General features: G+C 73.1%; 12 protein-coding genes. 9 read left to right on the forward strand and 3 right to left on the reverse strand.

Going from position 1 to position 12,569, the window contains the following annotated elements:
• The first annotated feature begins 48 nt into the window (after positions 1 to 48).
• The 8 genes from ABD716_RS02935 (at position 49) to ABD716_RS02970 (ending at position 8,681) form a co-directional block, all read left to right on the forward strand.
• Positions 49 to 1,257, forward strand: a complete 1,209-nt coding sequence (locus ABD716_RS02935) for a molybdopterin molybdotransferase MoeA (RefSeq protein ID WP_344773631.1) — start codon at positions 49 to 51, stop codon at positions 1,255 to 1,257.
• Complete coding sequence (gene moaC / locus ABD716_RS02940; protein ID WP_344773633.1) at positions 1,250 to 1,765, forward strand: cyclic pyranopterin monophosphate synthase MoaC; 516 nt, start codon at positions 1,250 to 1,252, stop codon at positions 1,763 to 1,765. Before ABD716_RS02935 ends, moaC begins: the two co-directional genes overlap by 8 nt.
• Entirely contained in the window at positions 1,762 to 2,232 is a 471-nt protein-coding gene (locus ABD716_RS02945; protein WP_344773635.1) for a MogA/MoaB family molybdenum cofactor biosynthesis protein, read from the forward strand. Before moaC ends, ABD716_RS02945 begins: the two co-directional genes overlap by 4 nt.
• A gap of 65 nt (positions 2,233 to 2,297) precedes the next feature.
• Complete coding sequence (locus tag ABD716_RS02950; protein ID WP_344773637.1) at positions 2,298 to 3,110, forward strand: FAD binding domain-containing protein; 813 nt, start codon at positions 2,298 to 2,300, stop codon at positions 3,108 to 3,110.
• Positions 3,107 to 5,938, forward strand: coding sequence for a molybdopterin-dependent oxidoreductase (locus tag ABD716_RS02955; protein ID WP_344773639.1), 2,832 nt, complete (start codon positions 3,107 to 3,109; stop codon positions 5,936 to 5,938). Before ABD716_RS02950 ends, ABD716_RS02955 begins: the two co-directional genes overlap by 4 nt.
• A 33-nt stretch (positions 5,939 to 5,971) precedes the next feature.
• Complete coding sequence (gene allB / locus ABD716_RS02960) at positions 5,972 to 7,315, forward strand: allantoinase AllB (RefSeq protein ID WP_344773641.1); 1,344 nt, start codon at positions 5,972 to 5,974, stop codon at positions 7,313 to 7,315.
• Positions 7,315 to 8,181 (forward strand): factor-independent urate hydroxylase, encoded by an 867-nt coding sequence (gene pucL / locus ABD716_RS02965; RefSeq protein WP_344773643.1) that lies wholly within the window; start codon positions 7,315 to 7,317, stop codon positions 8,179 to 8,181. Before allB ends, pucL begins: the two co-directional genes overlap by 1 nt.
• Positions 8,178 to 8,681, forward strand: a complete 504-nt coding sequence (locus ABD716_RS02970) for a nucleoside deaminase (protein ID WP_344773645.1) — start codon at positions 8,178 to 8,180, stop codon at positions 8,679 to 8,681. The genes pucL and ABD716_RS02970 overlap by 4 nt, the downstream gene beginning before the upstream one ends.
• A 6-nt stretch (positions 8,682 to 8,687) precedes the next feature.
• Here the strand turns inward: ABD716_RS02970 and uraH are convergent, their stop codons facing one another.
• Complete coding sequence (gene uraH, locus ABD716_RS02975; protein ID WP_344773647.1) at positions 8,688 to 9,515, reverse strand: hydroxyisourate hydrolase; 828 nt, start codon at positions 9,513 to 9,515, stop codon at positions 8,688 to 8,690.
• A 36-nt stretch (positions 9,516 to 9,551) separates the two neighbouring features.
• On the opposite strand from uraH, the gene ABD716_RS02980 reads away from it, so the two are divergent.
• Positions 9,552 to 10,130: a nucleotidyltransferase family protein gene (locus tag ABD716_RS02980; RefSeq protein WP_344773649.1), complete on the forward strand. Its 579-nt coding sequence runs from the start codon at positions 9,552 to 9,554 to the stop codon at positions 10,128 to 10,130.
• Here the strand turns inward: ABD716_RS02980 and ABD716_RS02985 are convergent, their stop codons facing one another.
• The gene (locus ABD716_RS02985; protein ID WP_344773651.1) at positions 10,131 to 11,369 is read right to left on the reverse strand and encodes an allantoate amidohydrolase; all 1,239 of its coding nucleotides are present in this window, start codon (positions 11,367 to 11,369) and stop codon (positions 10,131 to 10,133) included.
• Entirely contained in the window at positions 11,366 to 12,550 is a 1,185-nt protein-coding gene (locus ABD716_RS02990; RefSeq protein ID WP_344773742.1) for a pyridoxal-phosphate-dependent aminotransferase family protein, read from the reverse strand. The genes ABD716_RS02985 and ABD716_RS02990 overlap by 4 nt, the downstream gene beginning before the upstream one ends.
• Positions 12,551 to 12,569: the final 19 nt, after the last annotated feature.

Genomic DNA, 12,569 nt, shown 5'->3' on the forward strand with positions numbered 1-12,569 from the left:
GGCTTGTCACGGCGAAGCAGGCGCGGCAGGACGGCATAGCGTGGTCTCATGACCACCGTCGCCGAGCACCAGGCCGCCGTCCGCGCTCTCATCGCGTCGCACTGGCGGCCGATGACCGAGCAGGTGCCGACGGGCGCGGCGCTCGGCCGCGTGCTCGCCGCCGACGTCACGAGCCCGATCGATCTGCCGCCGTTCGACAACTCGCAGATGGACGGCTACGCCGTGCGCGCGGCCGATTCCGACGGGCTTGGCGAGGCGAGCACGGGGCGCTCGCTGCGCATCACGGGCCACATCGCCGCGGGCGACCCGATCAGGCAGCTCGAAGACGGTGCCGCTGCGATCATGACGGGCGCCCCCCTGCCCCTCGGCGCCGATGCCGTCGTCCCGGTCGAGGCCGTCGGCCGCCCCGGCGAGTTCGCCGCCGTCGGCGACGCGATCGAGCTGCGGGCGCAGATCGAGCCCGGCGCATTCGTGCGGCCACGCGGCAGCGACCTCGCCGCGGGCGGTGTGCTGCTCACGGCGGGCACCGCGCTCGGCCCCGCACAGCTCGGCGCGCTCGCCGCGTCGGGCGTCACGACGGTGCCGGTGCGGGCCCGGCCCCGCGTGCTCGTCATCTCGACGGGAGCCGAGCTCGCCGAGCCGGGCGAGCCGCTGCGCCCCGGGGCGATCTACGACGCGAACGCCGTCTCGCTCTCGGCGGCGATCACGCTCGCGGGCGGGGTGGCGCTCGCCACCGGCGTCTACAGCGACGACCCTGGCCATCTGCGGATGGCGCTCGAGGCGGCGGGCCCCGTCGAGCTCGTCGTGACGAGCGGCGGGGTGAGCGCGGGCGCGCACGAGGTCGTGCGCGACACACTCGCGCCGCTCGGCTTGACCTTCGACTCCGTCGCCGTGCAGCCCGGCGGGCCCCAGGGTCTGGGGGCGATCACCGTGTCCGGCTTCCCGACCCCCGTGCTCTGCTTCCCCGGCAACCCCGTGAGCGCGCTCGTCTCGTTCGAGCTGTTCCTGCGGCCGCTGCTGCGCGGGCCGCGCCCCGTGCTGCGGCTGCCGCTCGCGGCATCCCTCGACTCCCCCGTCGCCAAGCACCAGGTGCGCCGCGGGCGCATCACGGCCGATCAGACCGTCGAGCTCGTCGGCGGCCCGAGCTCGCATCTGCTGGCGGCGTACGCTCGTTCCGATGCCCTGGTGCAGGTGCCGGTCGGTGTCGACCACCTCGACGCAGGGGAATCCGTGGAGGTCTGGAGGATCGATGAGTGACGAGCCCGCCGAGACCGCGAGCTCGCAGGGGCTCACGCATCTGCGAGCCGACGGCGCCGTGCACATGGTCGATGTGAGCGAGAAGCAGATCACCGCGCGCCGCGCCGTGGCGCTCGGCGCCGTCGTCACCCGGCCCGACGTGGTCGAGCTCGTCGCGCAGGGTCGCCTGCCGAAAGGCGAGGCGCTCGCCGTCGCGCGCATCGCAGGGATCATGGCGGCGAAGAAGACGCCGGAGCTCGTGCCCCTGTGCCACCCCCTGCCGATCACCGGCGTCGACGTCGAGCTGGCCCCTGTCGGCGATCGCATCGAGATCCGCGCGACGGTGAAGACCGTCGGCGTCACGGGCGTCGAGATGGAGGCGCTGACCGCGGTCTCGGTCGCCGCGCTCACCGTCTACGACATGATCAAGGCCGTCGACAAGGGCGCGGTCATCGCCGAGGTGCGCGTGCTCGAGAAGGACGGGGGCAAGTCGGGCCCGTGGCGCTCGGACGATCGGCGCGAGGTATGACCGCGCTCGCTCTCACGGTGTCGACCCGGGCGGCCGCCGGCGTCTATGCCGATGCGACCGGGCCGATCATCCACGAGTGGCTCACCGAGCGCGGCTTCGACACCTCGCGGCGGGTGGTGCCCGACGGGCCCGGGGTCGAGGCGGCCCTGCGCGGCGCGGTCTCGGCCCGGCTGCGCATCGTCGTCACGACGGGCGGCACCGGCATCGGCCCCAGCGACCGCACGCCCGAGCACACCCGCGCGGTCCTCGACCTCGAGCTCCCGGGCTTCGGCGAGGAGCTCAGGCGCGTCGGGGCCGCCCATTCGCCGCACGCCCTGCTGAGCCGCGGCGTGGCGGGCGTCGCCGGCCGCACCCTGATCGTGAATCTGCCGGGCTCCGCGGGCGCCGTGCGCGAGGGCCTCGAGGTGCTCGACGGCTTCTACCGGCACGCCCTCGACCAGATCGCGGGCGGCGACCACCGCCGCTGACGCCCGCGGCGCGCCGCTGTTGCGTCGACTGCGCCCGCGGCGGCCGGGCGTGATTGAGTACTCCAATGGATCTGATCCAGGTGGCCTCCGTGCGCACGCCGCGCAGCCGAGACGAGCTCGCCCTCGCCCCCGGCGAGGTGTTCCTCGGGGGCGGCACCTGGCTCTACAGCGAGCCCCAGCCCGCCGTGACCGGGGTGGTCGACCTGATGTCGATGGGGTGGCGGTCGCTCGAGCGACGACCCGACGGCGGTCTGCGCATCGGCGCGACCTGCACCCTCGAGGAGCTGCACGGCATCTCGGCCGAGCTCGGCGGCACGGCCCGGCCCGTGTTCGCCGAGGCGGTGCGCTCGTTCCTCGCCGGCGCGAAGGTCTGGCGCACGGCGACCGTGGGCGGGAACCTGTGCTTCGCGGCCCCCGCGAGCCCCGTGCCCGTGCTCGCCGCCGCGCTCGACGCATCCGTCAAGGTCTGGGGGCCGGGCGGCAAGCGACGCATCGCCGCGGCCGACTTCGTCACCGGGGTCGGGCAGACCGCTCTCGCGCCGGGCGAGCTGGTGAGGGCGATCGACGTGCCCGCCTCCTCGCTCGCGGCCCGCACCGCATGGCGCAAGGCGGCGCTTTCGCCGCTGGGCCGCGCGGGCGTGTACGCGGCGGGGCGGCGCGAGGCATCCGGCCGCACCGTCATCGTCATCGCCGGCGCGCGCACGCGGCCCGGTGCGCTGAGATTCGAGCGGATGCCGGAGCAGGGCGAGCTCGCCGACGCCGTGCGCGACCTCGGCGAGTGGTTCGCCGACCCGCACGGAACGCCGGCGTGGCGGCGCGCGATGGCCGTGCGGCTCGCCGAGGACGTGCGTTCCGAGCTGGAGGGGGCCGCCGCGTGAGGATCACGGTCAACGGGCGCTCGCAGGACATCGAGGCGCAGCCGGGCCAGGTGCTGCGCACGGTGCTGCGCGAGCTCGGCCACTATGAGGTCAAGCGCGGCTGCGACGCGGGCGACTGCGGCGCATGCACCGTGCTGCTCGACGGGCGCGCCGTGAACTCGTGCATCATCCCGGCCCACCGAGCCGACGGCCGCGAGGTGACGACGGTGCAGGGCATCGGCACGGCAGACGAGCCGGCGCCCGTGCAGGAGCGCTTCGTGGCGGCGGGCGGCTACCAGTGCGGCTACTGCACGCCGGGCTTCGTCGTCATGGCGTCGACCCTCGGCGACGAGGAGCTCGCGGATCTGCCGCAGGCGCTCAAGGGCAACCTGTGCCGCTGCACCGGCTACCGCGCGATCGGCGATGCCATCGCCGGCACCCGCAACACGGCGCCGGCCGGCATCAGCAACGGCGACCCGGCCTACGGCCAGGCGGTCGCGCCGCCCGCCGCGCGCCGGGTGGTGAGCGGCGAAGAGGCGTACACCCTCGACAAGGACCCGCCCGAGGGGATGCTGCACCTCGCGGTGCTCGGAAGCCCGCACGCTCACGCGCGCGTGGTCCACCTCGACGCCTCGCGTGCACTCGCGCTGCCCGGCGTGCGCGCCGTGCTGACCGCCGAGGACTCGCCGACCGTGAGGTTCTCGTCTGCGCGGCACGAGCACCGCGAGGACGACCCCGACGACCAGCTCGTCATCGACACCGTCATGCGGTTCCGCGGCCAGCGCGTGGCCGCCGTCGTCGCCGAGTCGCGGCGCATCGCCGAGCAGGCGTGCGCGCTGATCGAGGTCGGCTACGAGCTGATTCCCGCGGTGTACGACCCCGACGAGGCGCGGCGCGAGGGTGCGCCCCTGCTGCACCCCGAGCGCACCCCGGCCGACCGCGTCGACGACGCGACGCGGAACCTCGTGATCGCCTTCGACGAGGGCGACCCCCGCGACGAGGTCGAGGCGGCGCTGGCATCCGCCCCTCACAGCTACAGCGGGACCTACCGGACGCATCGGGTCACGCACATCGCGATGGAGACGCCCGCCGCGCGCGGGTGGGTCGACGACGGCGGCCGCTACGTGCTGCGCACGAGCTCGCAGGTGCCGTTCCTCGTGCGCGACGAGCTCGCGCACGTCTTCGGCCTCGAGCCCGAGCAGCTGCGCGTGCTCACGGGCCGTGTCGGCGGCGGCTTCGGCAGCAAGCAGGAGATGCTCATCGAGGACCTCGTGCTGCTCGCGATGCTGAAGACGGGCGCGCCCGTGCAGTACGAGTGGACCCGCACCGACACGATGTCGGTCGCGCCGACGCGGCATCCCATGCGCCTCGCGATCACGATCGCCGCCGACCCCGACGGGCGCTTCCGCGCGCTCGACCTCGACGTGCTCGCCGACGCGGGCGCCTACGGCAACCACACGCGCGGCGTTCTGCACCACGCGGTCACCGAGTCGACCGAGGTGTACCACTGGGGGAAGAAGCGCGTGCACGTCGAGGGCGTGTACACGAACAACCTGCCGTCAGGGGCGTTCCGCGGCTACGGGCTGGGGCAGGTGATGTTCGCCGTCGAGTCGGCGATCGACGAGCTCGCCCTGCAGCTCGGGCTCTCGCCTGCCGAGCTGCGCCGGCGCAACATGATCACCGCCGACGACCGCTTCATCGCCGAGACGTTCGACGACCTCGCGATCGGCAGCTACGGGCTCGATCAGTGCCTCGACTGGGTCGAGGCGCAGCTGGCCACAAGCGCGTCGCCGTCATGGGAGCCCCGCGGGTTGCCGCTCACGACCGTCAGCCGGCCGTCGGGGCCGGAGTGGGCCGAGGGCACGGGGCTCGCGATCGCGATGATCGCGACGCTGCCGCCCCGGGGCCACTTCGCCGAGGCATCCGTGAGCGTCGGTCACGACGGGACCTACGTGGTCTCTGTCGGCACGAGCGAGTTCGGGAACGGCACGACGACAGCGCACGTGCAGTTCGCGGCGACCGCGCTGAACACGGACGCCTCGCGCGTGCGCGTGCGCCAGTCGGACACGGATGTCACCGGGTACGACACCGGCGCGTTCGGCTCTGCGGGGACCGTCGTGGCGGGGCGCGCTGTGCACTCGGCCGCGCTCGGGCTGCGCGATCGGCTGATCGAGGCGGGGGCGGCGGCGCTCGGCGTCGAGGCGGCGGCCTGCGTGCTGGATGCCGACGGGGTCGTCGCGGCGCCGCAGGGTGCGGCGACGACCTCTGCTTCCGGGCAGCCGCGGCGCGTCGGGTTCCGCGAGCTCGTCGAGGCGCTCGCGCCGCGCACCGGCCAGGTGACGCAGAAGGCGAGCAACGACGGCACGCCGCGATCGGTCGCGTTCAATGCCCAGGGATTCCGCGTCGCGGTCTCTCGGGCGACGGGAGAGGTGCGCATTCTGCACTCGGTGCACGGCGCCGATGCCGGCACCGTCATCAACCCCGAGCAGCTGCGCGGGCAGCTCGAGGGCGGGGTGGCCCAGGCGATCGGGTCCGTGCTCTACGAGAACCTCATCGTGTGCGACGGGGTGGTCGAGACACCCGTGCTGCGGCAGTACCACATTCCGCAGTACGCCGACCTGCCCTACACCGAGGTGTTCTTCGCCGACACGTACGACCTGCTCGGGCCGCGCGGCGCCAAGTCGATGAGCGAGGCGCCGTACAACCCCGTCGCCCCCGCACTCGCGAACGCCATCAGGGATGCCGTCGGCGTGCGGCCGACCACCACGCAGCTCACGCGCGACGCGGTGTGGGCGCTCGCGAACGGCGCCGACGGTGGTTCTTCCGCCGGCCGGGTCGCACCCCTGTAACCAGCGCGCAATGAGCGACCGATTAGATGAGCTATGGCCGTCTACGACACCGTGCTCCGAGGGCGCATTCTCACGCCCGACGGCGAGCGCGACGCATCCCTCGCCGTTGCGAACGGGCTGATCGCGGGCATCTTCGAACCGGACGCCGAGCTCGAGACGCGGGTCGACCGCACGCTCGCGGCCGACGAGGTGCTCCTTCCGGGCCTCGTCGACACCCACGTGCACGCCGACGAGCCGGGCCGCACCGAGTGGGAGGGCTTCGCGAGCGCGACCGCCGCGGCTGCGGCAGGCGGCGTCACGACCATCATCGACATGCCGCTCAACTCGATCCCGCCGACGACGACCCTCGCCGCACTGCGCGTCAAGCAGGCCGCCGCACGCGATCAGGCGGGCGTCGACATCGGCTTCTGGGGCGGTGTCGTGCCCGACAACCTCGGCACGGGCGAGCTGCGCGCGCTGCACGACGCCGGTGTCTTCGGCTTCAAGTGCTTCCTCGCCGAGACCGGGGTCGACGAGTTCCGGCACCTGACGCAGGAGCAGCTCGAACAGGCGGCGCGCGAGCTCGCGGCGTTCGACGGGCTGCTGCTCGTGCATGCGGAGGACGCGGGCCACCTGCATGACCATCGCGGCGGGGGCGACTACGCGGGCTATCTCGCCTCGCGCCCCGACGAGGCCGAGAGCGCAGCCGTCGCGCGCGTCATCGACGTCGCCCGCCGCACCGGCGTCCGCGCGCACATCGTGCACGTCTCCAGCGCGACCGCGCTGCCCCTGCTGCGCGCCGCGAAGGCCGACGGCGTGCGCATCACCGCCGAGACCTGCCCGCACTATCTCACCCTCGCGGCCGACGACGTCGCCGATGGCGAGACGAGCTTCAAGTGCGCGCCGCCGATCCGCGAGCGCGCGAACCAGGACGCCCTCTGGGCCGCCCTCGCCGATGGCACGCTCGACATCGTGGTGAGCGATCACTCCCCCGCGACGGTCGAGCTGAAGACGCGCGATCACGACTTCGCCCGCGCCTGGGGCGGCATCGCCGGTCTGCAGCTCGGTCTGCCCGCCGTGTGGACGCAGGCGCTCGCCCGCGGCGTCCCCCTCGCTCACGTCGTCGACTGGATGTCGGCCCGCACCGCCCGGTTCGCGGGACTCGCAGGCCGCGGCCTCATCGCCCCCGGCGCCCGTGCCGATCTCGTCGTGTTCGCCCCCGACGCCGCGTTCACCGTGGACGCGGCCCGGCTCAGGCACAAGAATCCGATCACGGCGTACGACGGGCGCGAGCTGCGCGGCGTGGTGCGCCAGACGTGGCTGCGCGGCGCGCCGGTCGGCGAGCACCCAGGCAGCACCGCACCCGCGGGCGAGCTCATCACCCGGAAGGAGAGCTGATGTACACCCTCAGCGCGAACCAGTACGGCAAGGCCGAGATCCACCTCGTGCGCATCTACCGCGATTCCCCGCGGCACGAGATCAGGGACCTCACCGTCACCACGTCGCTGCGCGGCGATTTCGAGGATGCCTACACGACGGGTGACCAGTCGAAGGTGCTGCCCACCGATACGCAGAAGAACACGGCGTTCGCCTTCGCGAAGACGCACGGCGAGGGCGCCGTCGAGGACTATGCGCTCGCCCTCGGCCGGCACTTCGTCGACAACGACGAGTTCGCGCGCGAGGCGACCATCGAGGTTCTCGTCGACGGGTGGGACCGCGTCGTCGTCGGCGGCGCCGAGCACGAGCACACGTGGGTGCGGCGCGGGCCCGAGCGGCGCACCGTGCGCGTCGACGCCGTCGGCACGGGCGACGACCAGCGGCTCGAGGTCACGGGCGGAGTCACCGACCTCGTGATCCTCAAGTCCACCGGCAGCGAGTTCCACGGCTTCCACAAGGACGAGTACACGACGCTCGGCGAGACCGACGACCGCATCCTCGCGACGTCGATCGACGCCGCGTGGCGCTTCGGCACGTTCCCTGCCGACTGGGATGCCGCGTTCGACGCGGCGCGCGCGGCCCTCGTCGGCACCTTCGCCACCTGGCACTCCCTGGCCCTGCAGCAGACCCTGTGGCAGATCGGCCAAGCCGTGCTCGACGCCGTGCCCGAGCTCGCCGAGGTGAAGCTCGCCGCGCCGAACAAGCACCACTTCCTGTATGACTTCAGCCGCTTCACCGTGGAGCCGCCGATCCCGAACGACAACGAGGTGTTCCATGCCGACGACCGCCCCTACGGCCTCATCGAAGCGACGGTGACGCGCTCATGACTCAGGATGCCGCGGCGCAGCTGCGCCGCGCCGACGACCTCTACTGGCTGGGGGCCGCCGTGCGCCTCGCCGAGCAGAACGTGCGCGACGGCGGCGGCCCCTTCGGGGCCATCGTCGTGAAGGACGGCCAGCAGGTCGCCGTGGGGCAGAACCGCGTCACGCGCGACAACGACCCCACGGCGCACGCCGAGGTCGAGGCGATCCGCGCGGCCGGCCGCGCGCTCGGCACCTTCGACCTGAGCGGAACCATCCTGTACAGCTCTTGCGAGCCGTGCCCCCTGTGCCTCTCGGCCGGCCTCTGGGGGCGTGTCGAGCGCATCGTCTTCTCGGCGAACAAGATGGATGCCGCCGCGGCGGGCTTCGACGACCACGAGTTCTACGAGCTCATGGCCACCCCGCGCGACGGCTGGACGCTTCCCGTCGTGCAGGAGCTGCGCACCGCCGACGCCTCAGAGCCGTTCGAGCTGTGGGGTCGCTTCGACGGCAGGGTCCGCTACTAGGTCGGCTCAGCTGCCGCGATACGTCGAGTAGCCGAACGGGCTGAGCAGCAGCGGAATGTGGAAGTGCTCGTCGACCGACCACACCTCGAAGTCGACGACGATCTCGGGGAAGAACGAGACGGCGTCCTGCGTCGCGAAGTACGCCGCCGTGTCGAACACGACCCGGTAGCGCCCCGCCGGCACCTCGGCCGGGCCGAGCTGATCGATGCGGCCGCTGTCGTCGGTCGTGCCCCGGCCGAGCTCGTGCCACTGCCCTTCCGAGAAGGCGTCGAGCCTGACGGGCACGCGCGGCGCAGGTCGGCCCCGCGCCGTGTCGAGCACGTGGGTGGTGATCTGGCTGCGAGCGGGGCCCTCGGGCAGCGCGACCGCGTTGAAGAAGGTGCGCAGACGCAGCTCCATGATCTGGCGCGCCTGCTCGATGGCCGTCGCGAGCTCGGTCTCGGGGTCGAGAGCGAGGCGACGGCGCAGCTCGATGAGGATCTCGGCGCGCGTGCGCCCCGCGGCGCGGATCAAGAAGACGCGACCGAACTTCGCCTCGTACTCGCGGTTGCCCTCGGCGATGCGCAGTGCGAGCTCGGCGTCGTCGGCGTCGGGCGCGGCCTGCTCGGCCTCAGACATCCGATCGCCCTGCTCTCCGATGCGCGGGTGCTGCGCGAGCGCCTCGTCGAGCTCGGCCTCGGTGAGCGGCGTCGCCAGCTCACGCGCGTGCTCCACGAGCGCGTCGACGCCGTCGTATGGGGCGTCGGCGAGCATGCCGTCGACCCAGCGCCTGACGCCCAGTGCGTCGGCGACGACGGGTTCCAGCTCGTCGGCGGTGATCGGGGTTCCGGCCATGAGCGACCTCCTCGCAATGCCGCTATAACCTTATCTATGGCTGTCGTCTTCCCCTCCGCCGGCGTGGTCCTGGCCGCCGGCGCAGGCACGCGCTACGGGGTTCCGAAGGCGCTCGCTCGCGCGGCAGACGGCACCCCGTGGGTGCAGCTCGCGGCCGAGAGGCTGCTCGACGGCGGCTGCTCTCAGGTGACGGTCGTGCTCGGCGCCTCCGCCGCAGAGGCGAGCGAGCTGGTGCCGCGCGACCCGCGCGTGCACACGGTCGTCGAGTCCCATTGGACCGACGGCATGGGAACGTCTCTGCGGGCGGCGATGCGGCATCTCGAGGCATCCGCCCCGCCCTCGGTCTCGGCGGCCGCGATCACGCTCGTCGACCTTCCCGACCTGCCCGTCGCGGTCGTGAAGCGCCTGCTCAGCGGCGTCAAGATCACGAGCCTGCGGCAGGCGGTGTTCGCCGGCCGCCCCGGGCACCCCGTGATCGTCGGGCGCCAGCACTGGGCCGACTTCATCGGCACGCTGCACGGGGACTCGGGCGGCCGCGGCTATCTCGTCGATCACGGCGTCGACGAGATCGAGGCGGGCGACCTCTGGTCGGGCCGCGACGTCGACGTGCGCTAGTCAGCTCTGCTGCCGGGCGAGCTCGCGCACGGCAGCCAGGAACGCGTCGAACGCGAGCGCGACGTCACCGGGCGCGACGATCTCGTCCGGACTGTGGCTCACCCCGTTCCGGCCGTTGCGCACGAACAGCATGCCGATCGGCGCGACGTTCGCCACCGCCATCGCGTCGTGGCCTGCGCGCGACCACAGCGTGAGCGGGTCATCGATGCCCGCGGCACGGATGCCGGTCTCGACGGCCTCCATCAGCTCGTCCGCGCAGGCGACGCCGTCCGCGCGGTAGAACTCGGTCGCCGACCACTCCAGATCGCGGATCGCCGCGATCTCGTCCGCCGCCACCTGGATCCGCGCCCACGCGTCGTCGCGGTCGTCGTCGAGTTCCGCGCGCAGGTCGAGGGTGAGCTCGACCTTCCCGGGGATCACGTTGACCCCGCCCGGGTACGCCTGGAGTTTCCCGACCGTCGCGATCACGTCGAGGTCCTGGCCGATCCGCTCGATCTCGACGACGAGCTCGGCCGCACCGACCAGCGCGTCGCGGCGCAGCTCATAGGGAGTGCCGCCCGCGTGCCCCGCGTGCCCGGTGATCTCGAGCGCGAAACGCCGCGCCGAGGCGATCGACGAGACGACGCCGAGCGGCACGCCTGCCCGTTCGAGATACGGACCCTGTTCGATGTGCGCCTCGAGATAGGCGACGAGATCACGCGGCCGGCGCGCGGCGTCACCGATGTTGCGGGGGTCGAGGCCGAAGGCGACGGATGCCTCGCGCAGGGTCGTCCCGTCGCGGTCCGCGTACTCCCACCACGCATCGTCCCATGCGCCGGCGAAAGCCCGCGATCCCGAGAGGGCGTTGCCGAAGCGGGTGCCCTCCTCGTCGCTGAAGGCGACGACCTCGAGGGCGAAGGGCAGGGAACCGGGCGAGCCGGCGAGCGACCGCGCCACTTCGATCGCGAGCAGCACACCGAGCGGCCCGTCGTACTTCCCCGCGTCGGGAACCGTGTCGATGTGCGAGCCGAGCACCACGGCCGGAAGGTCGGGCGAGGCGCCCTCGAGGCGACCGCACACGTTGCCCGCGGCGTCCGTCCACACCGCGAGGCCGGCCTCGCGCATCCAGCCGGCGACGAGCTTCGCCGCGCGGCGGTGCGCCTCGCTGAGGTGGGTGCGGGTGAGGCATCCCTCGACCTCGCTGATGGCGCCGAGCTCGTCGGCGCGCGCCATGATGCGCTCGGCGGCTTCGGCGTTCATGCGCGCGCCCCGTAGTGGGCGAGCGCGGCGTCGACCCCGCCGCCACTCGGCACCGCGGCGCCCGCGCGGCGCAGCACCTGCTCGAGCGCCGCGAGCGTCGTGAGAACGGCGTCGCGGCGGGCGTTGTAGCCCATGACGCCGATGCGCCAGATGCGGCCGTGCAGCGGGCCGAACGAGGTGCCGATCTCGATGGCGTAGTCGGCGAGCAGGGCGCCGCGCACCGCCTCGCCGTCGACGCCTGCGGGGATGACGACCCCGATCACGTTGTTCATGCGGTGCGCCTGGTCGCCGAAGAGCTCGAGGCCGAGGCCCGTGAGCCCCGCCGCCATCGCACCGCCGTGCAGCGCGTGCCGGGCGACGGCCGCGGCCATGCCTTCCTCTGCGAGCAGCCGGGCGCACTCCCGCGCGGCGTAGAGCATCGATGTCGCCTCGGTGTGGTGGTTGAGGCGCTTCTCGCCCCAGTAGTCGAGGATCTGCCCAAGGTCGAAGTAGTTCGAGCGGATCGGCTGCGCGAGCACCTGCGAGTCGTCGTCGCGGATGCCCGCCTCGATGCTCTTACGCGCCTCGATCACGGCGACGGCCCGGTCCGAGAGGGTGATGGGTGACGAGCCCGACGGGCCGGCGAGGCACTTCTGCAGGCCTGCCGTGGCGGCGTCGACCCCCCAGGCATCCGCCGCGAATTCGTTGCCGCCGAGCGACGCGGTGACGTCCGTGTAGAACAGGATGCCCCGCTCACGGCAGGCCGCGCCGATCTCGGCGAGCGGCTGCGCCAGCGTCGTCGACGTGTCGCCGTGCACGAGCGCCAGCAGCTTGGGCCGCACCTCGTCCAGGGCCGCGATGACCTGCTCGGGCGGGAACACCTCGCCCCACTCGCGCTCGATGGTGTGCACCTCGGCGCCGCAGCGCGCGGCGATCTCCTGCAGCAGGAAGCCGAAGCGTCCGAAGATCGGCACGAGCACGCGGTCGCCCGGCTCGATCAGCGACACGAGAGCGGCCTCGATGCCTGCGCGCGAGGTGCCGTCGACGAGCAGCGTGGCGGCATTGCCGGTGCGGAACACCTCGCGGTAGAGCGCCTGCGTCTCGGCCATGTAGCCCGTCATCACGGGGTCGTACTGCCCGACCAGGGCGGCCGACATGGCGCGCAGCACGCGCGGGTCGGCCGTGATCGGGCCGGGGCCCATGAGCAGGCGGTGCGGCGGG

It is taken from the genome of Gryllotalpicola kribbensis (assembly GCF_039538245.1).
In the GTDB taxonomy this organism is placed as follows: domain Bacteria; phylum Actinomycetota; class Actinomycetes; order Actinomycetales; family Microbacteriaceae; genus Gryllotalpicola; species Gryllotalpicola kribbensis.